Here is a 22,714-nt window from a genome sequence, read left to right on the forward strand (position 1 = left end):
CGGGCAAAACGCTCAGCCGCGCTCGTTCACCGGCGCGGGCGCGCCCAGCCCGATGCGCGCGAACGTTTCCTCCAGATGATTCACGCACACGCGCACTTTCGCCGACTGCGCGAGCCGCGCCGGATACACGGCCCAGACGTTGGCCGGCTGCGTGACGCCGGGCAGCACGCGCTGCAAGCGTCCGCTCTCCAGCAATGGCGCCACGTCCCAGATCGAGCGCAGGACGATGCCGCGCCCCGCCAGCGCCCATTGCACCGCCACCTCGCCATGATTGGTCGAAAGCGGCCCCGCCACCTTCACCGAAACCGCCTCGCCGCGTGCGTCGAGCCGCCAGACACCGAACGGATGGTCGCGCTCCTTGATCGCGAGACACGCGTGAGCAGCAAGATCGGCGACCTGCTGCGGCGCGCCCTTGCGCGCGAGATACGCGGGCGCCGCACAGAGCACACGATAGTTCGTGGCGAGACGCCGCGCGATGAGATGACCCGCGATCTCGTCGCCGATGCGCACGTCGAGATCGAAGCCCTCGCCCGCCACGTCGACGAGCCGGTCGAACAGTTCGAGGCGCACGCCCAGTTGCGGGTAGCGCTCGGAGAGATCCGCGAGCGCGGGCGCGACGAAATTGCGTCCGAAGCCGAAGCTGCTCGACACGCGCAACGTGCCGCGCGGAATGCGCCGCGTGGTGGAGAGGTCTTCGACGAGCCGCTCGACGTCGTCGAGGATCTTGCCCGCCGACGCGTAGACGCGCTCGCCCGCCTCGGTCATCGCCACGCGCCGCGTCGAGCGGTGCAGCAAGCGCGTGCCGAGGCGCGCTTCGAGCACGCCCACGCGCTTGCTCACATACGCGGGCGACGCCGAAAGCGCCTCGGCCGCCGCGCTGAAGCTCGCCTTGCGCGCGACCATGCAGAACACGCGCAAGTCGTCGAGTTCGGGCGACGCCGTGGATTTCGGCGCTTTCGGTGCGCCCGCCTCTCCCGGCGCCTTCGTCACAGCGCGGCGGCGACCGCGGCGCCCAGCGCCTCGGTATTCGCCGTGCCGCCCATGTCGGGCGTGCGCGGGCCTTCCACCAGCACCTTCTCGATGGCCTGCATGATCGCGTCGTGCGCGGCCTTGTATTTCGCGTCGCCGTTGCCGAGGAAGTCGAGCATCATCGCGCCCGACCAGATCATCGCGACGGGGTTGGCGATCTTCTTGCCGAAGATGTCGGGGGCGGAGCCGTGCACCGGCTCGAACAGCGACGGGAACTTGCGCTCGGGGTTCAGGTTCGCCGACGCCGCGAGACCGATCGTGCCCGTGCAGGCGGGGCCGAGATCCGAAAGAATGTCGCCGAACAGGTTCGAGGCCACGACCACGTCGAAGCGATCGGGTTGCAGCACGAAGCGCGCGCACAGAATGTCGATGTGCTGCTTGTCCCATGCGACGTCCGGATACGCCTGCGCCATGGCCGCCACGCGCTCGTCCCAGTACGGCATGCTGATCGAGATGCCGTTGGACTTCGTGGCCGCCGTGAGTTTCTTGCGCCCGCGCCGGTTCGCCAGTTCGAACGCGTACTTGAGAATGCGGTCCACGCCCTGGCGCGTGAACACCGACTCCTGGAGCACGAACTCGCGCTCCGTGCCTTCGAACATCTTGCCGCCCACCGAGCTGTATTCGCCCTCGGTGTTCTCGCGCACCACGAGAAAGTCGATGTCACCGGGCTTGCGGTTGGCGAGCGGGCACGGCACGCCGGGCAGGAGGCGCACCGGGCGCAGGTTCACGTACTGGTCGAATTCGCGGCGGAACCTCAGGAGCGAGCCCCACAGCGAAATATGGTCAGGCACCTTGTCGGGCCAGCCCACCGCGCCGAAATAGATCGCATCGAATTCCTTGAGCGTGGCGAACCAGTCGTCGGGCATCATCTTGCCGTGCTGGAGGTAGTAGTCGCAGCTAGCCCAGTCGAAGTGCGTGAATTCGAGGTTCAGGCCGAACTTCGCGGCGGCCGCCTCGACCACGCGCACGCCTTCCGGCATCACTTCCTGGCCGATGCCGTCGCCGGGAATCGCGGCGATTCTGAATGTCTTGCTCATGTCCCGCTCTCCATTTCTCTGTGGGTTGTCGATCCGCGGCGCAAGCCTTGACCGGCCCGCGCCTCACGAGCGTGAGCATGCCCGAAAACGGGGCCGCGGCCAGCCCCGCGAGCGTGGATCGATTCAACACGAAACGTGAATAATCGCACGAGTGGGCGCTACGGTCCATGCACGGGCAGCCGTGCAGGGCAATGCAAAATGCCGGTGGCGAGCATAATGGAAGCGCGCGAATCCGGATCGATTTGCGCGAGGCAAAACCCGCGAAGCGCGATCTCGCCTACACTCACGCCTGGCTACGGCTGGCCTCGCCTGGCCACGCTTGTCTCTTGCGCGCCGGCTTTCGAACCGGCGCATACCCTGATCGACTGAATTATGTTCTCCCTCTCCGACACCCTCCCCACCGACAAGCCCGCTCTCTACGAAACGCTCGCCGCGCAGGCGCGTTCGCTGATCGAAGGCGAAACCGACGTCATCGCGAACGCGGCGAATTTCGCCTCGCTCGTGTTCCACTCGCTCGAAGGCCTGAACTGGGCGGGCTTCTACTCGTTCGACGGCACCGAGCTCGTGGTCGGGCCGTTCCAGGGCAAGCCCGCCTGCGTGCGCATCGCAATCGGCAAGGGCGTGTGCGGCACGGCGGCGGCCACGCGCCAAACCCAGGTCGTGCCCGACGTGCATGCGTTCCCTGGCCATATTGCGTGCGACTCGGCCTCGCAGTCGGAGATCGTCGTGCCGCTCGTCACGCCCGACGGCGAACTGATTGGCGTGTGGGACGTGGACAGCCCGCTGCTCGCGCGCTTCGACGAAGAAGACGCGAAGGGCATGGAGCTGCTGTGCCGCACGTTCATCCAGTACGGCTGGAAGCACGCCTGAGCACGATATGAAAGCCGCCTTGCGTCGTCGATAAAACACGCCAGGCGGCACGCCGAAACGGCTAGATGGCGAGGATCGCCTGCTCCACGCGCTGCAAGACGTCGCCCCACGCGTCGCGCGTGCTCTGGCGGAAGATCCTGGCCGTCGGATACCACGGCGAGTCGTCGCGGTTTTTGAGCCAGCGCCAGCAGGCCGCGTAGCGCGACAGCACCCACACCGGCTTGCCGAGCGCGCCGGCCAGATGCGCCATCGACGTATCGACGGTAATCACGAGATCGAGGTTCGCGACGATCGCCGCGGTGTCGGCGAAATCGCGCACGTCGTCCATCGGGTCGAACGGGCGCGCTTCGGCGGGCAGATCGGCGATCTGCGGGCGCGTGGTCGCGCCCAGTTGCAGGCTGACGAACGTCACGCCCGGTGTGCGCAAGAGCGGCGCGAACGAGCGCGCGTCGAGCGAGCGCCGCTGGTCGATGGCGTTCGAGGCCGCCTGGTCCTCGCGCGGATGCCCCGCCCACACCAGACCGACCTTCAATGCGCCCGCGGGCAGGCGCGCACGCCACGCCTGGGCCTCATCGTCGCGTGCATGCAGATACGGCGCGCGCGCCGGAATCGTGGCGAGTGTCGTGCCGAAACGCATCGGCAGGCTCATCGTGAGGCACCAGTAGTCGTGGCCCTCGATGCGTCCCTCGCCGTTCAGCGGAATCACGCGGTCGGCGCCCGCCAGGGTTTCAAAAAGCCGCGCCAGCGCCGGCGCGCACGCCACGCTCACCTGCGCCGCGCCCAATGCCTTGACCATCGGCACGTAGCGGCAGAATTGCAGGCTGTCGCCCAGGCCCTGCTCGGGCCAGACCAGGATCGACTTGCCCGCGAGCGATTCGCCCCGCCATTGCGGATACGGCACCGGCGGGCGAGCCACGCCGCCCTCGCCGATCGAGGGCTCGTGACGCGCTTCATACAACGGCCAGGCTTCCTCATACGCGCCGAGACACAACAGCGGCAACGCCAGATTCGCGCGCGCCGCCGCGTAGTCGGGGCGCAGCGCGAGCGCGCGCCGGTAAGCCTCGATCGACGCCTCGACACGCCCCAGTTGCCACAACGCATTGCCGAGGTTGTTATGGACTTCGGCAATGCCGTCGTCGAGCGCCAGGGCGCGGCGACACGCGGCCTCGGAATCGGGCAGGCGGTTCATGTCCTTGTAGAGCAGGCCCAGGTTGTTCCATGCCGCGACATGATCCGGCCAACGGTCCAGCAGCGTGCGATACGCGGCCTCGGCCGCCGCGAGACGGCCAAGCCGCCACATCAGCACGCCCTGGTTGAGGAGCGCGCCGACGTCATGCGGATCGAGCGCTAGCGCACGGGCGAGCGTGGCCTCCGCTTCGTCCGTGCGCGCCTCGCGCATGAGCGTGAGCGCCAGATTGGAGAGCGCGCTCACGTCGTCGGGGCGTATCGACAGCACACGCCGGTAAGCGTGGCCGGCCGCCGCGAAGCGTCCGCGGCGGTACAGCCAGGCGGCGAGATTGTGGTGTGCGTCGGCGAGCGCCTCGGTGTCGCCCGCAAGCGTGCGGGCCGCGAGTTCGAGCGCCTTCGCATTGGCGGGCTGGGCGTCCAGCACGCGCAGGAGCGCTTCGAGCGCCGCGTCGTGCCGCCCTTCGGCGTGCGCGGCCAAGGCGTCGCGCCATGCGTCGTCGGCTGGCCGTGCGGAATCAGGCATAGGAGTCATGGGGAATCTGGAATCGAGGCGCGCTCGGTGCGAAACCCGCAAACTTATCGCCGTCTCAAATGCACGGCCATCGCCCGACTCTGAAAGTGCGGGAGCACGCCCTTATACTGGCCGATCTCGTTCTCGTTCGCGCCAGACCTGCGCGAACCCATCCACCCGTTCCCGTTCGCGAGGTTGTCATGCCGCTCGAAGGAAGCTGCCTGTGTGGCGCCGTTCGCTACGAAGCCGCGCGGCTTTCGTCGCCGATTGGACACTGCCATTGCGTCACCTGCCGCAAGGCCCAGGGCAGCGCCTATGCGAGCACCGCGCGCGTGATGCGCGAAGACTTCCGCTGGCTTGCGGGCGAGGAGCGGCTCACGCGCTACGAGTCGTCGGAGGGCAAGTTCCGCTACTTCTGCTCGACCTGCGGCAGTCATCTCATGGCCGAGCGCCCCGCGCAGCCGCACGTGATCCTGCGCGTGGCCACGCTGGACGACGACCCGGGCGCGCGCCCCGCCTTCCATATCTGGACCTCGCACGACGTGCCGTGGCTCACCGACGAAGGCGATACGCCGCACTATGCCGAATGGCCGACGCCGCCCGCCACCTGATGCCCGCGACCCGAAACCCGCCAGCCGGTTCGCTCAGGATGCCGAATCATCCTCGTGCGCATTCGCCTTGACGAAATCCACGAACGCGCGCAGCGGCGCGGGCAGGTGCCGCCGTCCCGGATAGTAGAGAAACGGCCCCGGAAACGACACCGCCCAGGTTTCGAACAAGGGCACGAGCGCCCCACGCTCGAAATACGGCGCCAGCATCTCCTCGTACAGATGCACGATGCCGACGCCGTCGACCGCCATGCCAATCAGCAAGTCGAGCGCCGCGCCCGGGCGCACCACGAGCGGCGAGGGCGGATCGAGCCGCAGCATCTCGCCGTCGCGCTCGAAATACCAGAGCGGCATCGCGCCGCCCGCGAACTGCACGCGCAGGCACGCGTGCCCGAGCAGCTCGCGCGGATGCTCGGGCCGCCCGCGCGCCGCGAGATACGCGGGCGAGGCGCCGGTCGCGATGCGCTCCACGCGCGGGCCGATGGGAATCGCGATCATGTCCTGCTCCAGCCGCTCGTCGTAGCGGATGCCCGCGTCGCAGCCAATCTCCAGCACGTCGACGAAGCCGTCCTCCACCACCACTTCCACGCGAATCTCGGGATAGGCGCGGTGAAACGGCGCGAGCACGCCCGGCAAGATGGTGCGCGCCGCGCTCGCGGGCACGTTGAGCTTGAGCGTGCCGGCCGGCTTCTCGCGATAGCCGTTGAGCACGTCGAGCGCGGCTTCCATTTCGCTAAAAAGCGGCGTGATCGATTCGAGCAGCCGCTGCCCCGCCTCGGTCGGCGCCACGCTGCGCGTGGTGCGATTCAGCAGCCGCAAGCCGAGCTTCGCCTCGAGCCGCCGCACGGCCGTGCTCAAGCTCGACGCCGAGACGCCGCCTGCGCGCGCGGCGTCGCGAAATCCGCCCGCCCGAGCCACCGAAACGAAAGCGGCCAGATCGTTCATTTCCATCGCCATCAGTCACCTGCTCCCGTTACACGCGCCCGTTACTCGCGCCCGTCGGCCGCACTGTGCAATATTTCGCACAGCCTGTTCGAATCAGATGGGATTATCGGACAATTCGAACGCGCCCATACTGCGGTCATTCATCGATTCGCCAACCAGGAGATCGCAATGCCGAACCGCAAACCCGCCCCCACGTATGAACTGGCCGGCCGCCAGGTGAACCGCATGGGCTACGGCGCCATGCAACTGGCCGGTCCCGGCGTGTTCGGGCCGCCCAGGGACCGCGCGCAGGCCGTTGCGGTGCTGCGCGAAGCCATGACACTGGGCGTGGACCACATCGACACGAGCGACTTCTACGGCCCGCACGTGACGAACCAGATCATCCGCGAGGCGCTGCATCCGTACGCGGAGAACCTCACGATCGTCACGAAGGTGGGCGCCGTGCGCGACGACAAGGGCGCGTGGCTGCCCGCGCTCGAACCCGCCGACATCGAGCGCGCCGTGCAGGACAACCTGCGCAACCTCGGGCTCGATGCGCTCGACGTGGTGAACCTGCGCATCATGGGCGACGTGCACAAGCCCGCCGAGGGGCCGGTCGAAAAGCAGGTCGAGACCCTGGCCCGCTTGCGCGAACGCGGACTCGTGCGCAACGTCGGCATCTCGAACGCCACGGCCGCGCAGATCGCGGCGGCGCAGCGCATCGTGCCGATCGTGTGCGTGCAGAACCACTACAACCTCGTTCACCGCGCCGACGACGCGCTCATCGACGCGCTGGCCGCGCAGGGCATCGCCTACGTGCCGTTCTTTCCGCTGGGCGGTTTCTCGCCGATCCAGTCGTCGGCGCTATCGTCGCTGGCCGCACGCCTCGAAGTCACGCCGATGGCGCTTGCGCTCGCCTGGCTGCTGCGCCGCTCGCCCAATATCCTGCTGATTCCGGGCACGTCGACGCTCGCGCACCTGCGCGAGAACGTGGCGGCCGCCCGGCTCGATCTCACGGACGCGGTGCTGGCCGAGCTGGACGCGATTGGCCGCGAATCGGGCGACGATGGCGCAGGCGGCGCGAACGCGCACGCCTGAGCGTCACGCCGCCTCGGCCGGGGCGAGCTTCGCCGCCAGCGCGTCGCGAATGAGCGCGACGGGCCGCACGAGGCGCCCCGGCAGCGCCCCGTGCACGAGCCACACGTTGAGCCCCGAGCGAAAGTCGGTCGCATCGACGACTTGCAACTGCTCGCGCAGCGGGCTGCGCGCGAGCGCCTGCGGAGCGGCAAGGCCGATGCCCATGCCCCGCGCGACCAGCGAAAGCTGCAACTCGGAGCCGAACGCCTCCACCGCGACGTTGAACGGCAGGCCCGCCATGCCCATCGCGCGGCTCAGCGCCGAGCGCATCCCGCAACCGTCCTGATTGAGCACCCACGGATGATGCGCGAGCGCGGCGAGCGTCGTGGGTTCCTCGGGCAAGCCGAACGAGCGCGCCACGACCACGAGGGTCGGCGTGTAGCCCAGTTGCATCGCCACGACGCCTTCGGGCGGTCCGAGCGCGGCGGGCAGCAGCACGACGGCGGCGTCGAGCCGCGCACGCGCGACTTCGTCGAGCAGCCCCGGCGACCAGCCCGCGCGCACGCGCAACGTGAGCTTCGGATACTCGCTGCGCAACCGGTCCACGGGCTGCTCGAGCGCCAGTTCCGAGAGAAACGGCGGCACGCCGAGCTTGAGCTCGCCCGCCGGCTCGCTTTCCGGCGAGGCCACGGCCAGCAGATCGTCCACCGCGCTCAGGACCGTGCGCGCGAGGCCATACACCTCGTTGCCTGCGGCCGTGGGCTTGAGCGGCTTGCTCTGCCGGTCGAGCAGTTCGATGCCGAGCGTCGTCTCCAGGTTCTGCACGCGGCGCGTGAGGCCCGGCTGCGTGAGGAACAGCTTCTCCGAAGCCCGCACGAGCGACCCGCTCTCGACCACCGCCACAAACGCTTCCAGATCTCGCGTGTTCACAACAACTCCGCATAAAGATTATCGCGATAATTCAATTGTCGCATAACGTGACGCTGCCTACGATAACCGGAACGCCACAATCCGGAGCCCTTCGATGGAGCAGCCCGCCGAAACCTGCACGCGCGTTTTGACACGCACCGATGTATCCGCCAGCCCCGCCACCCAAGCCACGCTCACGCTGCCGATGACGCTTTTCTTCGCGGCGGCCGTCGGCGTGATCGTCGTGAATCTGTCGGCGGCGCAACCGCTCGCGGGGCTGGTGAGCCATACGCTGAACCTGCCGCCCGGCTTCGTCGGCGCAGTTGCCATGCTGCCGCAGTTGGGGTACGCGGCGGGCTTGCTGCTGCTCGTGCCGCTGTGCGACCTGCTGGAAAACCGCCGGTTGATCTTCCGCACGCTCATGGCCTGCGCAGCGTTTCTCGCACTTGCGGCGCTCGCCCACTCGGGAGCGCTTTTTCTCGCCGCCGTGTTTTTCGCGGGCGCGACGTCGAGCGTGATCCAGATGCTCGTGCCGATGGCCGCGTCCATGGCGCCCGAAAGCCAGCGCGGGCGGGCCGTGGGCAACGTGATGAGCGGCCTGATGCTGGGCATTCTGCTGTCGCGGCCGCTCGCGAGCCTGATTGCCGGGTCGCTCGGCTGGCGTGCGTTCTACGGCATCGAGGCGGGCGCGGATGCCCTGCTTGCCCTCGTCCTCGTGCTGCGCATGCCGCGCCGCGCGCCGGCCGTCACCGCGCGCTACGCCGACCTGCTTTATTCACTCTGGACGCTCCTGCGCACCGAGCCCGTCCTGCGGCGCAGCGCGTTTCTCGCGGCGGTGGCGCTCGGCGCATTCTCGGCGTTCTGGACGGCGATCGCCCTGCGCCTCGCCCAGCCGCCGTTTTCGCTCGGCATGAGCGGCATTGCGGCGTTCGCGCTGGCCGGGGCGAGCGGCGCCATCGTCACGCCCGTGGCGGGCCGGCTCGGCGATCGCAACGCGGAACGCGCCACCCAGTACGCCGCTCACGCGACCATGCTCGCCGCCGTGCTGCTGCTGGGCGTGGCGGGCGCCGGTTGGGGCGGCTTTTCTCCCGCCGCGCATCCCACGCTCGCGCTCGGCCTGCTCGTGGCCGGCGCCGCGGCGCTCGACGCGGGCGTCATCGCCGACCAGACGCTCGGACGGCGCGCGATCAACCTGCTCAACCCCGCCGCGCGAGGCCGGTTGAACGCGATTTTCGTGGGGATGTTCTTTATCGGCGGCGCGGCCGGGGCGCTCATGGCGGGCGCGGCGTGGGCTTGGGCGCGCTGGAGCGGCGTGTGCGCCGTCGCGCTCGCGTTCACGCTCGTGCTGATCGCGCTCGGCTTCGTTTATCGCGCTGCGCCGCTCGCAAGCGAATAGCGGCTCGCTCGGGGAACCGGACGGTTCGCGAAGCGCGCAAACGAAAAAGCCGCGGCTGATTTCAGCCGCGGCTCTTGTATTGGTCACGCATTACCATCCGGACACGAACCAAAGCGCCTGACGAACTCCCCGGAGAATCCGTCAAGCGGGCAGCGAGGCGCTCACGCTTGCTGATCCGATCCGTCCGCAGGTTGCGCGGTGTTGTCGTCGGCGGGCTTTTCGTCTTCCTTCTTCTCGACGAGTTGCTCCACCTCTTTCGCGCCTTCGAAGCCCGCGACCGCTGCGGCCGCTTTCGTCAGGAAGCCCGCGTTCGGATCGAGCTTCTCAGCCCCTTCGACAGCCGCCACTGCGCCGGCGATTTCACCCACCTTGTCCAGAATGCCCATTTGACCCCTCCAGTTGAACCCGGCTTGCGGGCTGACGAGGCGATGGCTCGCCTCCCGTGCGCCGCACATCCGATCCAGCGAGCGCGCCGCTTCATTGTGTGCCTGCGCAATGACAGCGGCAACCACCAACTCATTAATCTGACAATGATTAACGATACTGAGACCGCTGATTTGTTGCGATGCGTCAATCGTTTGACTATACTGAATTCGTCTCCTCCATGTCTCCCTGGCATGGTTCAAGCCCGCTTCGGTTGCGGGCTTTTCTTTATCCGCCTCCCCACCGTTCAGCCGTTGCTTCCCCAAGCGCCGGACCCAGGCCCGTGCCCGCCACTGGCATAATCGCGGGTTCCCCTGTCTCTTATTCCTGGCTGCTGCAATGAGTCTGCATACCTGGTGGCTCTTTCTCGTCACTGTCTTCGTCGTCTGCGCCATCCCCGGTCCGAATATGTTGCTCATCATGTCGCACGGCGCGCAGTACGGACTGCGCCGTTCGAGCGCGACCATGGCCGGCTGCCTTTCCGCGCTTGTCCTGATGCTGGCCGTCTCCGCCGCCGGGCTCGGCGTGTTCCTGCAAGCGTGGCCGGCCATGTTCAACGCACTGCGTTTCATCGGCGCCGCCTATCTCGTGTATCTGGGCGTCAAGGCGTGGGGCGCCCCCGTGCCCGAGTCCACTGCCGATGTGGTGTCGAACGCAACGACCGCGGCGATGCAAGACGCCGCGCGCCCCATGCGCTCGCCGCTGGCGCTTTATCGCAACGGCTTTTTCGTGGGCGCCAGCAACCCCAAGGCGATCCTCTTCGCAGCGGCGCTCCTGCCGCAGTTCATCGACGCGAGCCGCCCCGTGCTGCCCCAGTTCGGCGTGCTCGTCGCGACTTTCGCCGTTTGCGAAGTGAGCTGGTATCTCGTGTACGCGGGCTTCGGCGCACGCATCGGCGCCACGCTCAAAAGCCGCCGCGTGGCCCGCGCGTTCAACCGCGTGACGGGCGGCGTCTTCGTCGGCTTCGGCGCGATGATGGCGTTGCTGCGCCAGTAAGCGCGCTAGCGCGGCTCGAAGCCCTGCGCTTGCGCGCCCGCGCCGGGTCTCCTACGCTTTTTTCGTCGTTACCGTCGTAATCGTCGCTATTGCGCTTCGAGCCACCCATGAAGTCCCATCGGCACACCATCCTCACAGCCCTGCTCGCGGCCGCCCTGTTCGGCATTACAACGCCGCTGGCCAAGGCACTGCTCGGCAGCGTCTCGCCGTTCATGCTCGCGGGGCTGTTCTATCTCGGCAGCGGCTCGGGCCTCGCGATCGTGCTGTTGCTGCGGCGCTTCGCGGCACGCGCAACCCGCGCCGCCGTGCACGACCCATTGCGCGTTGCCGAGCTGCCCTGGCTCGCCGGCGCGATCGCAGCGGGCGGTGTGGCCGCGCCGGCGCTCCTCATGCTCGGCCTGAACACCGCGCCCGCCGCCACGAGCGCGCTGCTGCTGAACGTGGAAGGCGTGCTGACGGCGCTCATCGCGTGGGTCTGCTTTCGCGAGAACTTCGACGCGCAGATCGCGCTCGGCATGGCGGCAATCGTCGCGGGCGGCGTGCTGCTTTCGTGGCCGGGCGCGCATGCGGACGTCGCGCCCGGCGCGCTGCTCGTGGCGGCGGCGTGCCTGTGCTGGGCCATCGACAACAATCTCACCCGCAAGGTCTCGACCAACGATGCGATGGTCGTCGCCTGTACGAAAGGCCTCGTGGCCGGACCCGTGAATATCGGCGTCGCGCTTCTGGCAGGCGCGCACTGGCCCGCCTGGCACGTGAGCGGCGGCGCGATGGCCGTGGGTTTCGCAGGGTACGGGGTGAGCCTCGTGTTGTTCGTCGTCGCGCTGCGCCATCTCGGCACGGCGCGCACCGGCGCGTACTTCTCCGTCGCCCCGCTGTTCGGCGTGGCGCTCTCACTGGTGCTGTGGCCCGAGCGGCCGGCGCTCACCTTCTGGCTTGCGCTTGCGCTGATGGCATTCGGCGTCTGGCTGCACGTGCGCGAGCGCCACGAACACGCACATACGCACGAGCCGCTCGAGCACACGCATGCGCACCGGCACGACGAGCACCACCAGCACGAGCACGACTTCGCATGGGATGGCACGGAACCGCACACGCACGGGCACCGTCACGCGCCGATCACGCACAGCCACGCGCATTACCCCGACGTCCATCACCGGCACGCACATTGACGGCGGCTCCCGGCGGCGACGCGTTGCCGGGCCAACGGCGCTAACCGCTGTCACGGCTGCAATCGACGTCAATATTTCCCAGGACCGGTGCCCGGCACGCGCGCACGATGCACGCGTCACACCAACCCGAGGAGACACGTGCGATGGCTACCCTCTACCGCGACATTCCCGTGGAAACCGCCGCTGAAGACGCATGGGCCGCATTGCGCGACCCTGCCAACGTCGCTCGCGTGTTCGCGGGCGTGCTGATCGATGTGCGCACGGAAAACGAGCTGCGATGGGTGACGTTCGCCGACGGCACCGTGATCGAGGAACGCGTGATCGCCGTGGATGATGCGCACATGCGCATCGCCTATACGGTGGTCGGCGGACGCTTCGAGCATCATCACGCGACGGTGCAGGTCGTGGCGCAAACGCCACAGCAATGCCGGGTGGTCTGGATCAGCGATTTCAAGCCCGATGAGCGTGCCAGTGCGGTCGAACCGCTCATGGATGCCGGTTGCGCGGCCCTGAAGCGCAACCTCGCGCGCCAATGACGGGGCGCCCGCCAAGCGGGCGCATCGGAGGGAAGATTAGCGGGGAGTGGACTGCGCGGCGGCCGTTGTGTCGGTTTGCGCGTCGAAGCCCCAGTCGCCGTATTCGAGCCAGTCTTCGCCGAGCATCTCGATGGGATGCGGCGTGCGGTCCGATCCGTTGCCGCAACTGAGCGATCCGGCCTGGCAATAACGGTCGCAGCCCCAGCAAACACGTTCGGGATGCTTCGGATAGAGCGGGATCTTCTTGGCCATGATGGGCAGCGGCGAGCGTTGAGCGATAGAACCAATATAGCCCTCGCCACAGGCCGGACCAGAGACGCGTTGCCGCATCCGCTATCCGGCCGCACGCCATCCTGGAGGCGGTCTGATCAGCGGTAAGCACGGATACCTGGCGAACGCGCTCGCCAAAATGGCGTGCGTCGCGCGGGATTGGCCGTTAGTTGCATATCATGACAATGAATCCGGCGGCAGCAAGGCGCACTGTGCGACGCCGTCCACACCGGCGCGCCACTTGCGCTCACAATGGCGCCAGATCCCAAGCGAAGGAGCCTCGATGGGCGTAAGCAAATTGACGTTGATCGCGCAGTGCGCCACTGCCTGCGCAAGCCTCGCCGGCGCGCCGTCCGCCCATGCCGAAGGGACCTTCGACGGCGGCTGGAACGTGACGCTCACCTGCCCGGCAAGCGCGCAAGGCGCAAGAGGCTACACGTACCGGTTCCCGGTCGAGATTCAGGAAAGCGTGCTGCACGGTGAGCACGGCGTGAGGGAAACGGGCGGCTGGCTCACGCTGGACGGCAGCATCGAGCCCGACGGGTCGGCCACACTCATCGCGCAAGGTCTCGCTAACGCTCCGGCCTCCGCCAAGGGGCGCGCGAGCGGGAGCACGCCCTACAGGTATTCGGTCAACGTGCAACTGGATGCGACATCCGGCAGCGGCACGCGCGCAAGCGCCCGCAAGTGCGAATATGCGTTCGTGAGGGACTGATGATGGGATGCGAGGTGGCCCACGCGATCGGGAGCCGGAAAAGAAAAAGCCCGCCTAAGTGGGCGGGCTGAATCCATATCAGGAGGAGACATGGAGGAGACGAGTGAAGTATAGGGTTTTCACCTAGGTCTTGCAACTGTTTTTCGCGACTCTGCGAAAAAAATCTTCGGCGCTCATTCCGCACGCTTCTCGCGCTGCACCTTGCCGAAGTGCGCGGCCAGAAAGAGTCCGATCGCGAGCCCGCCCGACAGCGCGGCCAGCGCGCCTTCGACCGTCCCGATCCGGGCAGGATCGCGCATGGCGAACACCAGCGCGATCACGAGATTCACAAATCCCCACACGACGTTCACAACCGGCGACGAATCGCCCCTGCCTCGCGGCCGCGCGAACGGCGTGGGAAACGGCAGCCCCTGAAGGCCGGAAGCCAGATGGGGAAGCGCATTGCAGAAAAACACTCCGGCGAAAAAGAGCCAGATGGCATGCATATCGTCACCTCAAGTCAAGCGTGGAAGCGGGAAGCGCGCTAGATCCGCGCACAGCGATGTTGTGATGTCCGATGGGCACGCGCCCCGCTGAAATGCGAGGATACCCTCTCAAATAATAGTAGAGAACACCCTCGCATAAGTCAATTCATCTATCCTTTCAAGCATCAAAACACGCCACTTTCACCGGATAACGCCCCATGATTCACGCATGGTAATATGCGAGGAATTCCTCTCAAATCCTCGCATTTTCAGGTACCCGCATGCGTTCACCTTCCTCCTCCGCGGAACCCGCGCGCGCCACCGAGCCCAAGCGGGAAAGAGGTCGTCAGCGCGTGGCGGCGATCATGGACGCGGCCGTCGCTGTTTTCAGCGAAAAGGGCTATGACGCGGCCACCATGACCGAAATCGCGGCGCGCTCCGCAACGGCCATCGGCTCGCTATATCGCTTCTTCCCCACCAAGGAGGCGCTGGCCGAGGCGCTGTTGCAGCGTTACGCGCAGCAAGCAAGCAACGGTCTGACCGACCTCCAGCAGCAGGTGCCGGAAATGACGCTGGAAGCGGTTGCCGATGCGCTCGTCGACTTCGTGCTGCTGTTGCAGTCGCAACGCAGCTATGCGAGCGCGCTCATCGATGCGCGCAGCGGCGGCAGCGAGCAGCGCCAGCGCTTTCGCGAAGTCATGCGCGCAGGCGTCGCCGGCATCCTGGGCGGCGCGATTGCGGGCCTCAAGCCGGCCAGGGCCAAGGTCATGGCCGTCGTGCTGATTCACATGCTCAAGGGCGTGACCGGCGCCGCAAACGAAGAGCCGGCGGCGCGCGCCATGTTGCTCGCCGAGCTTCGCGAACTCGTGCGTTTGTACCTCGTTTCGGCTTCGCAGCGCGCAGGCGGGAAATAGCCGGCGGCGTCCAACGCGCCGCAGCTTTGTGCGCTACCATCCGTGGATGTCCGAACGCCCCCTGTCCGCCGCCGCCGCGCAGCCACCTGGCCTCCAGGCCACGGCCATGGCGGGCGCCATTGCGCTCCTCGCGTGGGTCGCGCTCGGCGTGCAGACCAACATCACGATCCATCGCATGGAATCGCGCGGCTTCGACACGCTGGAGGCCATCGGCCGGCTCGCCGCGTACCTCACCAATCTCACGGTGCTGCTGGTCGCGCTCACGTTCTCCTGCGTCGCGCTGCGCGTGCGCACGTGGCCGGGGCGCTTGCTTGCCAGGCCGGCGGCCGTGAGCGCGATCACGGTGTACATGGTATTCGTCGGCATTGCTTACAACTTGCTGCTGCGCCACATATGGACGCCGCACGGGTATCGCGGCCTGCTCAACGAAAGCCTGCACAGCCTCATTCCGTTGCTGTGCGCCGCATACTGGCTGATGTTCGTGCCGCGTTTCGCGCTCTGCGCGCGCGAATGCCTCGCCTGGCTCGTCTACCCGCTCGGCTATCTCGTCGTCACGCTCTGGCGCGGCAGCGAGACTGACTTCTACCCCTATCCATTCATCGACGTCAGCCAGCTCGGCTATGCGCACGTGATCGTCAACAGCGCGCTGCTGTTCGCCGCCTTCATCGTGTTGATGGCGATCTTCATGGCAATCAACACGCGGCGGCGCCCAGCGATGATCGCCGTTCACGAACGCCCGGCACCGGACTTGCCGCGCCCCGATTAACTCGCCATACTCCGGCGAGAAAGTACCTGGCTTCCACCCACCCTGACACGCTTGCCGAAATCTTGACGACGGATTTCCCTGCCGGCGCAACAGCGCCACCATACTGTGTCCAAGACCGGTTCAGCACGAACCGCGAAGCGCCGCTGCGGCAACTGCTCGCGTGGCGCGATCGTCTTTCCCATTTCCTCGACGTGCCGGTTACGCGCGCGCAAATCGCACGCGGCTTTTACGGCACCATCGAAAGCTACCGCAGCGGCGACCTGACCTTCATGGACTGCCGCACCGACGCCGTGAGCCAGACGCGCACGGCCGCGCGCATTTCCACCGACGCTTTGCGCAACTACGTCTTCCACGTGGTGATGGAAGGCACGCTCGAAACCTCCACGGGCCTCTATCCAAAGCGCATAGCCACGCAAACGCAGCCCAGCATCATCGCCCTCGATCTTGCGCAACCCATGCACATGTCGCGCACGGACTGCCGCGTGCTCGCCCTGTTCGCGCCGCGCGCGCTCATCGAGACGGTGCTGCCGGAACCCGAAGCGGTGCACGGCAAGCTGCTCCACTATCACACGCCCCTCGCCCGCCTGATTCCGGGGCACCTCGCGCATCTTTGCCGCGCGCTGCCGCGCATGAGCGCCGCCGAGGGGCATGACGCGATGCGCACCTGCACGCTGCTCATTGCCGCGGCGTTCGGTCAGCAGGCGCGCCTGCACGGCAACGCGCGCGCCGCCGTTCGGGCCGCGGCGTTTGCGAGCGCGCGCCGCTTCATCGACGAGAACCTGCACGAAGCCGGGCTCTCGCCCGAGCGCGTGCTGGTCGCTTCGCCGCTTTCGCGCCCGACGCTCTATCGCATGTTCGAGTACGAAGGCGGCCTCGCGGCCTATATCCGCAACCGGCGGCTCGCCCAGGCCGCCGAAGATTTGCGCGGCTTCCCGAACAAGCCTGTTGTCGAAATAGCGTATGGGCTGGGATTCGCCAGCGCGTCCGATTTCAATCGTGCGTTCAAGCGGGCGTTCGACATGTCGCCGCTGGAATTCCGCCACTTTTCTTTCGCCGCGCCGGTTTTTCCCTGAACCGGCGCACGCTGTCACTCCTGGTTCCCATCCATGCCTGTTTATATCGCCCTGCTACGCGCCGTGAATGTCGGCGGCACCGGAAAACTGCCCATGCCGGAGCTTCGCGCGATGTGCGAAGCGCTCGGATTCACGCGCGTGCGCACCTATATCGCGAGCGGCAATGTCGTGTTCGAAAGCCGGCTTGGTGAAGCCGCCGTCAAGAAGAGACTCGAACAAAGCCTCGACGCCTATGCGGGCAAGCCCGTCGGCGTGCTGGTGCGCTCGGGCGCCGAGCTTGCCGGTGTGCTGGAGGGCAACCCATTTGCCGCCGCCGCGCCCGATCGCACCGTCGCGATCTTTCTTGACACCCCGCCGCCCGCCGACGCACTCGACAGCGCGACTGGCAAGCAGTCCGAAGAAATGGCGCGAGGCGTGCGGGAAATCTATGTGCATTACAAGGATGGCATTGGCCGCTCGAAGCTAAAGATCGCGGCAGCAAAGAACGGCACGGCGCGCAACATGAATACGGTGGCGAAGCTTCTGGAGATGGCGCAGGAGTAAGCGCCTCATGGCCTCATGGCCCTTGACGCGCGCCACGCCCTGCAACACAGTACAGGGCCCGTTTTCCAACCACTCGAAGAACACACCATGATTACCTGCTATCTGCGTTACGTGATCGATCCATACCGTCTCGAAGAATTCGAGACCTACGCGAAGATGTGGATTCCGCTCGTGGAGAAGTTCGGCGGCACGCATCATGGCTACTTCCTGCCTTCCGAGGGCGCCAACAATATCGCGCTCGCGCTGTTTTCGTTTCCGAGCCTCGCGGCCTATGAAACGTATCGCGCCGATTCGATGAAAGACGCCGAATGCCAGGCGGCGTTTCGCTACGCAGCCGATACGCGTTGCATCATGAGCTACGAGCGCAGCTTTTTCAGGCCGGTTTTGTCGTAGGCTCATGAGCACGCCGTAGCGGCACGCACGACTCGCCCTGGGTCTCGTCGAGCCCGCTGCGCGACGACACGATGCGCCCCGGCGCGCCCGGCGCAATCGCGCCATTGACGAGCCAATGCAACGCAACCGGCCAAAGGCTCGCCTCGAAACGGCTGTGAAAGAACGCGAAATGGCCGATGCGCTCCACGCCGATATCGGTGGGCGCGATGCGGAGATGCGCAACCCTGCTATGCACGAAGTAACGCAGGAGCCGTTCGATGGCCGGCACGGTGCCGAACGCGTCGTCGGTCGTGCTCACGGCGAGCAGCGGCGCGCGCATGGCCGCGAAGCGTCGAACGAGCGCGTCGCGCTGCTCGCGTGCGCGCGCGATGGGCCTGCGCCGGTATGTGTCCTCGAAATTGCGCTCGCTGCGGCTCCATGAAAGCGCCACGCCGCGCGGCGTGTCCTCCATCCAGCCGAGCCGCCGCGCAGGGAAATAGCCGCACAGCGCGGCGAGCACCGGCATGACGACGTGCCACTTCCACAGCATCGCGGGCTTGCTGCGTGTCGCATAGTCGCGCCAGTGCGCGTATTGCGCCCCCACCGTGAACACCCTTCGAATATGCCCATTCGAAGCAGCGAGCCCCACGACGAACCCGCCAATGCTATGCGCGACGACATCGACGGGCTGCCCCGCAAACGCCTTGCCCACGTAGCACAGCACCGCCTCGAAGTCGCGCTCGCCCCAGTCGAGCCAGCTTGCCGAAAACCGCGCGAGATCGGCCGGACGCGACTCGCCGATGCCACGGTAGTCGTAGACGATCGCATCGTAGCCGTGCTCATGCAGCCAGGCGGCAAAACGAAAGTAGTACCGGCAGCGCACCGACGTCGCGGCGTTCACGATGACGACGGGACGCGGCACGCCGTGGCGCCACGCGAATCCACGGATGGGATAACCGTCGGCCGCCATCGCCGTGAACGGCTCCGGTTCGCATCTCTCTTGCTGCCTCGTATCGTGATACGTATCCGCCTCGCTCATGCGACATCTCCCCCGCCAGTAATGTGCGATACGCCATTTCACTTGACTGCGCCCGCTCGCTCAATCAATCTTCCTGCATTCTTCGCATGAGGAGCACGCATGGCAGTCCCGCTCGTCCGGCTCGCTTCGCTCGACCTGATACGCGGCTTCGTCGCGGTCGGGCGGCGCATGAGCATCACGCTCGCGGCTCAGGATCTCTGTCTCACGCAATCGGCCGTGAGCCGCCAGATCGCAGCGCTCGAAGAGACCCTGGGCCTGAGCCTGTTTCATCGCGGCTATCGCTCCATCGCCTTCACGCCGGAGGGCGAGCGGCTGTTCCGCACCGCCGACAGTGCCGTCCAACAGCTACAGGAAGCGCTGGAGGCGCTCACGCAGGGCGCGGCGCGCCAGCCCGTAACGATCACGGCCAGCATCGGCGTGGCGGCACTTTGGCTGCTGCCGCGCCTGGGCGCGCTCCAGCAACGGCATCCCGACATCGATCTGCGCGTGGCGGCCACGGACAAGGTGCTCGACCTGCGCGCCGAAGGCATCGACCTCGCCATTCGCTACGCGAGCGCGCGCAGCGCCTCACCGGCGTCGATACGGCTGTTCGACGAAGCCATCGTGCCGGTCGCGCACCCGTCGCTGCGCATCGCGAAGCTGGACGCGGCGACGCTCGCCCGGCACGTCCTGCTCGAATTCGACGGGCCCAGGCGGCCGATGCTGCGCTGGGCCGATCATCTCGGCGCGCTGGGCCTTGCCGACGCGCGGCCGCGCGGCGTACTGCGCTTCAATCAGTATGACCAGGTCGTCCAGGCCGCGCTCGCGGGCCGGGGCCTGGCACTCGGCCGCCACGCGCTCGTCGAGCCGATGCTCGCGGACGGGCGGCTCGCCACCATCGGCAAAAACGGCGCGAGCCGCGTGTCCGGTTATGCCTACTTCCTCGATCAGGCGGACGACGTCCCGCGCGACGACGTGCGTGCGGTGATCGACTGGATCTGCGAAGAATGCGGCGCTGCCGCGCCCGGCGAGCCAGGCCTGTCCTGATCGCCTAGAACCGGTTCGCATGCGTTGAACGCATGCGAACCGCGCCAAATACTCGCTTGAGCACCAGCGCCGCACGAGCTTAAATGGCCTCGCGGCGAATGCGCCTGGGTGCGCCTTCTGCACGCCCCTTACACGACACACGCGGCGCACGCGCCAGGGAGCGAACATGAGCGTACCGGTCGAAACAGGCCAAACACGCGAGCCAAAGCAGCAGCAAATCCGGCAGTGGCAAACCCGCTGGCTGCCCGTGATTGCAGGCGGCATTGTGATGGGCGCGGCGCTTGGCGCGCGCAACGTGCAGGGGTTGTTCCTGCTGCCCGTCACGCTCGATCGCGGCTGGTCGCGCGAGGTGTTCGGGCTTGCGCTCGCGTTGCAGAACCTGCTGTGGGGCGTCGCCCAGCCGCTCACGGGCATGATCGCCGACCGCTTCGGCTCGGCGCGCGTGATTCTCGTGGGCGCGGTGCTCTATGCGCTCGGCTTGCTCGTAATGGCGCATGCGACGACAACGGGGCTCTATACGCTCGGCGTGGGGCTCATGGTCGGCATCGCGTTGTCGGGCACCGCATTCGGCGCGGTCTACGGTGCGCTTTCACGCCTCTATCCGGCGGAGCAGCGCGGCTGGGCGCTCGGCGTCGCGGGCACGATAGGCGGGCTCGGGCAATTCTGCATGGTGCCGCTCGCGCAGGACATGATCGGCCATTTCGGCTGGGCTGCGGCCATCGTCGTGCTCGCCGCCATCGTGGCCGCCACCGCGCCGCTCGCACACTGGCTGCGCGACACGCCCACGCCGCATCCGCACGGCGCGACCCATGCGGGCAACGCACGAAGCGCCGTGCTCGATGACGCGCCGAGTGACGCACAACCGATGCGCGCCGCCATCACGGAAGCGCTCTCGCATCGCGGCTTCTGGCTGCTCAATCTCGGCTTTTTCGCGTGCGGATTCCAGCTTGCCTTTATCACCGCGCATCTGCCCGCGTGGCTGCTCGATCGCGGCCTCGGCGCGCGCGAAGCCGGCATCGCGCTCGCGACCATCGCCCTCGCCAACACGGCGGGCACGTTCCTGTGCGGCTACGCGGGCGGCTTCCTGCGGCGCAAGTATCTGCTTTCCGCGATCTATTTCGTGCGGGCGGGCGCCATGGCGCTTTTCATCGCGCTGCCGCTCACGCCCGTGAGCCTCTATGTCTTCTCGTTTGTGATGGGCCTCATCTGGCTTGGCACGGTGCCGCTCACGAACGGTGTCGTCTCTCAGGTGTTCGGCGTGCGCTATATCACGACGCTATTCGGCTTCGTGTTTTTCGGGCATCAACTCGGCAGCTTTTTCGGCGTGTGGCTGGGCGGCGTGGTGTTCGACGCCACGCATTCGTATGACTTGCTGTGGTATGGATCGATCGCGCTCGGCGTGATTGCCGGCGTGCTGCATCTGCCGATCGACGATCAGCGTGTTGCGCGTCTGGACCGTACGGCTTTGCAGGCGGCATGAGCATGCAAGCGCATCGTGTCGGGCGGTTCGCCAGTATCACCGCGATCGTGCTTGGCATCGGCGTGATTACAGTGTGGACGTTCGCGAACTGGTTGAAGCCGTCCACACTGTTTGCCTTGCTCGCGGGTTTTTCATTCTGCGGATAGCGAACCTGAAAACTCAGCCTTCCTTACCATCCGCGCGTGGTGTCATGAGCCAGCCCGCGTAGCGATAGCAGTACGCCATGAAGGCGACAACCCAGCAGGCGCCCGAGGCTTCGATCCAGAACGTGAGCCACTGCGGCGCGAGCCAGGGCCCGATCACGCGGATGAGCGCGGCGAGCACGAGCAATCCGTAACAGCCCACCTCGATACCGCCCGCCACGAGCTTGCGCCCCGTGTGTCCGCGCGCCGTGCGCGTGATCATCGCCATGATCGCGCAGCCAATCGCGCCCACTGTGAACGCGTGGATGGCGAGCGTATGCGCGACGAGCCCCAGGGCGGATAGCGCGAGCAGCGCGAAGCCCACGGGTATCCAGGCATAGGCGATGTGCAGGATGGAGAGAATCGGCCGGTTGCCGACCCGCCACGGCCGCCAGCCCCAAAGGCGCGCGCCCTGCGCACACGCCGCCGCACAGGCGACCAGCGCGACCAGCACGCCGGAGCCGAGCGCGGCGTCGAGCACAAACGCCAGCGCGCTCACGGGCATCACCGCGCGCTCGATCGCGTCCCAGCGGCGAAACGCGTAACCCGGCACAGCGTTGGCAGTGAATGAAGGAATGATGCGGCCGCCGATGATCGTGATGAAGAGCACGAGCATGCCCACGGCGAGGTAGGCGCTGTGCAGCGCCAGGTCCGCGCGCCCTTCCAGCATCGAGAGATGAAACGTGACGTTCAGCGCGGCAAGCAGGCCGAGCGCAACGGGCAGGAAGATGTTGTGACGGTTTTTCGCGTGGATCAGCACGCGCAGCAGCACGAGCGCACACACCGGCAGGAACAGGCTGTCGACCACGGCCGCGACGGGCGGCGAGCCATATGCGACGGCAACGCGTCCGGCGAGCCACAGCAACCACAGCACGGCGAGGGATTTCCCCTGCGCGGGCGTGATGGAGGTCCAGGCGCGCACGGCGGTGAGCAGAAAGCCCGCCACGATCGCCGCGCCAAAGCCGAAAATCATCTCGTGAACGTGCCAGAACACGCCGGGCAGATACGAGCTGAAGCCAGGCAGCGGATGACCGGAATAAGCAGCCATCCACGCGAGCACGGCCGCGATGCCGAACAGCGCGCCACCCAGGTAGAACGGCCGGAACCCCAGCGCCCACAGCGCGAAACCGCCCCGTGACTTCGGGGCGGGCTCTTCGATTCGATAGACGTTCATGGCCGCTCCATGAAAAGATGCAT

Annotated in this window: 25 protein-coding genes; 15 read left to right on the forward strand and 10 right to left on the reverse strand. The window is 67.0% G+C overall.

The genetic code is table 11. From position 1 onward, the window contains the following. Positions 1-12: 12 nt before the first annotated feature. A complete protein-coding gene (locus tag C7401_RS14900; RefSeq protein WP_224045358.1) occupies positions 13-990 on the reverse strand; it encodes a LysR family transcriptional regulator in 978 nt (325 codons plus the stop codon). Further along, positions 987-2,066 (reverse strand): tartrate dehydrogenase, encoded by a 1,080-nt coding sequence (locus C7401_RS14905; protein ID WP_112172161.1) that lies wholly within the window; start codon positions 2,064-2,066, stop codon positions 987-989. Before C7401_RS14905 ends, C7401_RS14900 begins: the two co-directional genes overlap by 4 nt. 372 nt (positions 2,067-2,438) lie before the next feature. Between C7401_RS14905 and msrC the strand changes: the two genes are divergently transcribed. After that, positions 2,439-2,936 (forward strand): free L-methionine (R)-S-oxide reductase MsrC, encoded by a 498-nt coding sequence (gene msrC / locus C7401_RS14910; protein ID WP_112172162.1) that lies wholly within the window; start codon positions 2,439-2,441, stop codon positions 2,934-2,936. Positions 2,937-2,997: 61 nt separating this feature from the next. Here msrC and C7401_RS14915 read toward each other — a convergent pair whose 3' ends face one another. Beyond that, a complete protein-coding gene (locus tag C7401_RS14915; RefSeq protein WP_258397072.1) occupies positions 2,998-4,656 on the reverse strand; it encodes a tetratricopeptide repeat protein in 1,659 nt (552 codons plus the stop codon). Positions 4,657-4,835: 179 nt separating this feature from the next. On the opposite strand from C7401_RS14915, the gene C7401_RS14920 reads away from it, so the two are divergent. Continuing rightward, positions 4,836-5,246, forward strand: coding sequence for a GFA family protein (locus tag C7401_RS14920; protein WP_220092827.1), 411 nt, complete (start codon positions 4,836-4,838; stop codon positions 5,244-5,246). Positions 5,247-5,279: 33 nt separating this feature from the next. On the opposite strand, the gene C7401_RS14925 is transcribed toward C7401_RS14920, so the two are convergent. Further along, positions 5,280-6,194: a LysR substrate-binding domain-containing protein gene (locus C7401_RS14925; protein ID WP_112172399.1), complete on the reverse strand. Its 915-nt coding sequence runs from the start codon at positions 6,192-6,194 to the stop codon at positions 5,280-5,282. Positions 6,195-6,356: 162 nt separating this feature from the next. Between C7401_RS14925 and C7401_RS14930 the strand changes: the two genes are divergently transcribed. Further along, positions 6,357-7,265: an aldo/keto reductase family oxidoreductase gene (locus C7401_RS14930; protein WP_112172165.1), complete on the forward strand. Its 909-nt coding sequence runs from the start codon at positions 6,357-6,359 to the stop codon at positions 7,263-7,265. A gap of 3 nt (positions 7,266-7,268) precedes the next feature. Here the strand turns inward: C7401_RS14930 and C7401_RS14935 are convergent, their stop codons facing one another. Then, complete coding sequence (locus C7401_RS14935; protein WP_112172166.1) at positions 7,269-8,174, reverse strand: LysR family transcriptional regulator; 906 nt, start codon at positions 8,172-8,174, stop codon at positions 7,269-7,271. A gap of 94 nt (positions 8,175-8,268) precedes the next feature. Here C7401_RS14935 and C7401_RS14940 point away from each other — a divergent pair, with 94 nt between their 5' ends. Then, entirely contained in the window at positions 8,269-9,549 is a 1,281-nt protein-coding gene (locus tag C7401_RS14940) for an MFS transporter (RefSeq protein WP_112172167.1), read from the forward strand. A 161-nt stretch (positions 9,550-9,710) separates the two neighbouring features. On the opposite strand, the gene C7401_RS14945 is transcribed toward C7401_RS14940, so the two are convergent. Continuing rightward, positions 9,711-9,935: a hypothetical protein gene (locus C7401_RS14945; RefSeq protein ID WP_112172168.1), complete on the reverse strand. Its 225-nt coding sequence runs from the start codon at positions 9,933-9,935 to the stop codon at positions 9,711-9,713. Between the two features lie 376 nt (positions 9,936-10,311). On the opposite strand from C7401_RS14945, the gene C7401_RS14950 reads away from it, so the two are divergent. From C7401_RS14950 to C7401_RS14960, 3 genes are all read left to right on the forward strand, one after another. Continuing rightward, positions 10,312-10,968 carry a LysE family translocator gene (locus C7401_RS14950; protein WP_112172169.1) on the forward strand — a complete coding sequence of 219 codons (657 nt, stop codon included), beginning with the start codon at positions 10,312-10,314 and terminating at the stop codon, positions 10,966-10,968. Between the two features lie 107 nt (positions 10,969-11,075). After that, positions 11,076-12,137, forward strand: coding sequence for a DMT family transporter (locus tag C7401_RS14955; protein WP_112172170.1), 1,062 nt, complete (start codon positions 11,076-11,078; stop codon positions 12,135-12,137). Between the two features lie 143 nt (positions 12,138-12,280). After that, complete coding sequence (locus tag C7401_RS14960; protein ID WP_112172171.1) at positions 12,281-12,673, forward strand: SRPBCC family protein; 393 nt, start codon at positions 12,281-12,283, stop codon at positions 12,671-12,673. 36 nt (positions 12,674-12,709) lie between these two features. Here C7401_RS14960 and C7401_RS14965 read toward each other — a convergent pair whose 3' ends face one another. After that, positions 12,710-12,925 carry a DUF3079 domain-containing protein gene (locus C7401_RS14965; RefSeq protein ID WP_112172172.1) on the reverse strand — a complete coding sequence of 72 codons (216 nt, stop codon included), beginning with the start codon at positions 12,923-12,925 and terminating at the stop codon, positions 12,710-12,712. A 301-nt stretch (positions 12,926-13,226) separates the two neighbouring features. On the opposite strand from C7401_RS14965, the gene C7401_RS14970 reads away from it, so the two are divergent. Then, entirely contained in the window at positions 13,227-13,658 is a 432-nt protein-coding gene (locus tag C7401_RS14970; RefSeq protein ID WP_112172173.1) for a hypothetical protein, read from the forward strand. A gap of 173 nt (positions 13,659-13,831) precedes the next feature. Here C7401_RS14970 and C7401_RS14975 read toward each other — a convergent pair whose 3' ends face one another. Continuing rightward, positions 13,832-14,143 carry a hypothetical protein gene (locus C7401_RS14975; RefSeq protein ID WP_112172174.1) on the reverse strand — a complete coding sequence of 104 codons (312 nt, stop codon included), beginning with the start codon at positions 14,141-14,143 and terminating at the stop codon, positions 13,832-13,834. Positions 14,144-14,403: 260 nt separating this feature from the next. On the opposite strand from C7401_RS14975, the gene C7401_RS14980 reads away from it, so the two are divergent. The 5 genes from C7401_RS14980 to C7401_RS15000 all read left to right on the forward strand — a co-directional run bounded on the left by C7401_RS14980 (position 14,404) and on the right by C7401_RS15000 (position 17,811). Further along, entirely contained in the window at positions 14,404-15,036 is a 633-nt protein-coding gene (locus C7401_RS14980) for a TetR/AcrR family transcriptional regulator (protein WP_112172175.1), read from the forward strand. A gap of 46 nt (positions 15,037-15,082) precedes the next feature. Further along, positions 15,083-15,802: a Pr6Pr family membrane protein gene (locus C7401_RS14985; protein WP_146757928.1), complete on the forward strand. Its 720-nt coding sequence runs from the start codon at positions 15,083-15,085 to the stop codon at positions 15,800-15,802. A gap of 62 nt (positions 15,803-15,864) precedes the next feature. After that, entirely contained in the window at positions 15,865-16,875 is a 1,011-nt protein-coding gene (locus C7401_RS14990) for a helix-turn-helix domain-containing protein (protein WP_258397073.1), read from the forward strand. Positions 16,876-16,908: 33 nt separating this feature from the next. Next, positions 16,909-17,418 carry a DUF1697 domain-containing protein gene (locus C7401_RS14995; protein WP_112172178.1) on the forward strand — a complete coding sequence of 170 codons (510 nt, stop codon included), beginning with the start codon at positions 16,909-16,911 and terminating at the stop codon, positions 17,416-17,418. 87 nt (positions 17,419-17,505) lie between these two features. After that, positions 17,506-17,811: an NIPSNAP family protein gene (locus C7401_RS15000; protein WP_112172179.1), complete on the forward strand. Its 306-nt coding sequence runs from the start codon at positions 17,506-17,508 to the stop codon at positions 17,809-17,811. Here C7401_RS15000 and C7401_RS15005 read toward each other — a convergent pair. Then, the gene (locus C7401_RS15005; protein WP_112172180.1) at positions 17,792-18,829 is read right to left on the reverse strand and encodes an alpha/beta hydrolase family protein; all 1,038 of its coding nucleotides are present in this window, start codon (positions 18,827-18,829) and stop codon (positions 17,792-17,794) included. The two genes, C7401_RS15000 and C7401_RS15005, sit on opposite strands and share 20 nt — an antisense overlap. A 99-nt stretch (positions 18,830-18,928) precedes the next feature. On the opposite strand from C7401_RS15005, the gene C7401_RS15010 reads away from it, so the two are divergent. Together C7401_RS15010 and C7401_RS15015 are read left to right on the forward strand one after the other, a co-directional pair. Further along, on the forward strand, positions 18,929-19,855 hold the full coding sequence (locus tag C7401_RS15010) for a LysR substrate-binding domain-containing protein (protein ID WP_112172181.1): 927 nt from the start codon (positions 18,929-18,931) through the stop codon (positions 19,853-19,855). A 166-nt stretch (positions 19,856-20,021) separates the two neighbouring features. Beyond that, a complete protein-coding gene (locus tag C7401_RS15015) occupies positions 20,022-21,335 on the forward strand; it encodes an MFS transporter (RefSeq protein ID WP_112172182.1) in 1,314 nt (437 codons plus the stop codon). 159 nt (positions 21,336-21,494) lie between these two features. Here C7401_RS15015 and C7401_RS15020 read toward each other — a convergent pair whose 3' ends face one another. After that, the gene (locus tag C7401_RS15020; protein WP_112172183.1) at positions 21,495-22,691 is read right to left on the reverse strand and encodes an NnrS family protein; all 1,197 of its coding nucleotides are present in this window, start codon (positions 22,689-22,691) and stop codon (positions 21,495-21,497) included. Positions 22,692-22,714: the final 23 nt, after the last annotated feature.

The organism is Paraburkholderia unamae (genome assembly GCF_003268775.1).
Lineage (GTDB): Bacteria > Pseudomonadota > Gammaproteobacteria > Burkholderiales > Burkholderiaceae > Paraburkholderia > Paraburkholderia unamae.

What these genes read in the sequence shown, in the direction of transcription:
- C7401_RS14905 (WP_112172161.1), bottom strand. Translation starts at nt 2,066, where the DNA reads ATGAGCAAGACATTCAGAATCGCCGCGATTCCCGGCGACGGCATCGGC.
- msrC (WP_112172162.1), top strand. Translation starts at nt 2,439, where the DNA reads ATGTTCTCCCTCTCCGACACCCTCCCCACCGACAAGCCCGCTCTCTAC.
- C7401_RS14915 (WP_258397072.1), bottom strand. Translation starts at nt 4,656, where the DNA reads ATGACTCCTATGCCTGATTCCGCACGGCCAGCCGACGACGCATGGCGC.
- C7401_RS14920 (WP_220092827.1), top strand. Translation starts at nt 4,836, where the DNA reads ATGCCGCTCGAAGGAAGCTGCCTGTGTGGCGCCGTTCGCTACGAAGCC.
- C7401_RS14925 (WP_112172399.1), bottom strand. Translation starts at nt 6,194, where the DNA reads ATGGAAATGAACGATCTGGCCGCTTTCGTTTCGGTGGCTCGGGCGGGC.
- C7401_RS14930 (WP_112172165.1), top strand. Translation starts at nt 6,357, where the DNA reads ATGCCGAACCGCAAACCCGCCCCCACGTATGAACTGGCCGGCCGCCAG.
- C7401_RS14940 (WP_112172167.1), top strand. Translation starts at nt 8,269, where the DNA reads ATGGAGCAGCCCGCCGAAACCTGCACGCGCGTTTTGACACGCACCGAT.
- C7401_RS14945 (WP_112172168.1), bottom strand. Translation starts at nt 9,935, where the DNA reads ATGGGCATTCTGGACAAGGTGGGTGAAATCGCCGGCGCAGTGGCGGCT.
- C7401_RS14950 (WP_112172169.1), top strand. Translation starts at nt 10,312, where the DNA reads ATGAGTCTGCATACCTGGTGGCTCTTTCTCGTCACTGTCTTCGTCGTC.
- C7401_RS14955 (WP_112172170.1), top strand. Translation starts at nt 11,076, where the DNA reads ATGAAGTCCCATCGGCACACCATCCTCACAGCCCTGCTCGCGGCCGCC.
- C7401_RS14960 (WP_112172171.1), top strand. Translation starts at nt 12,281, where the DNA reads ATGGCTACCCTCTACCGCGACATTCCCGTGGAAACCGCCGCTGAAGAC.
- C7401_RS14965 (WP_112172172.1), bottom strand. Translation starts at nt 12,925, where the DNA reads ATGGCCAAGAAGATCCCGCTCTATCCGAAGCATCCCGAACGTGTTTGC.
- C7401_RS14970 (WP_112172173.1), top strand. Translation starts at nt 13,227, where the DNA reads ATGGGCGTAAGCAAATTGACGTTGATCGCGCAGTGCGCCACTGCCTGC.
- C7401_RS14975 (WP_112172174.1), bottom strand. Translation starts at nt 14,143, where the DNA reads ATGCATGCCATCTGGCTCTTTTTCGCCGGAGTGTTTTTCTGCAATGCG.
- C7401_RS14980 (WP_112172175.1), top strand. Translation starts at nt 14,404, where the DNA reads ATGCGTTCACCTTCCTCCTCCGCGGAACCCGCGCGCGCCACCGAGCCC.
- C7401_RS14985 (WP_146757928.1), top strand. Translation starts at nt 15,083, where the DNA reads ATGTCCGAACGCCCCCTGTCCGCCGCCGCCGCGCAGCCACCTGGCCTC.
- C7401_RS14995 (WP_112172178.1), top strand. Translation starts at nt 16,909, where the DNA reads ATGCCTGTTTATATCGCCCTGCTACGCGCCGTGAATGTCGGCGGCACC.
- C7401_RS15000 (WP_112172179.1), top strand. Translation starts at nt 17,506, where the DNA reads ATGATTACCTGCTATCTGCGTTACGTGATCGATCCATACCGTCTCGAA.
- C7401_RS15005 (WP_112172180.1), bottom strand. Translation starts at nt 18,829, where the DNA reads ATGAGCGAGGCGGATACGTATCACGATACGAGGCAGCAAGAGAGATGC.
- C7401_RS15010 (WP_112172181.1), top strand. Translation starts at nt 18,929, where the DNA reads ATGGCAGTCCCGCTCGTCCGGCTCGCTTCGCTCGACCTGATACGCGGC.
- C7401_RS15015 (WP_112172182.1), top strand. Translation starts at nt 20,022, where the DNA reads ATGAGCGTACCGGTCGAAACAGGCCAAACACGCGAGCCAAAGCAGCAG.
- C7401_RS15020 (WP_112172183.1), bottom strand. Translation starts at nt 22,691, where the DNA reads ATGAACGTCTATCGAATCGAAGAGCCCGCCCCGAAGTCACGGGGCGGT.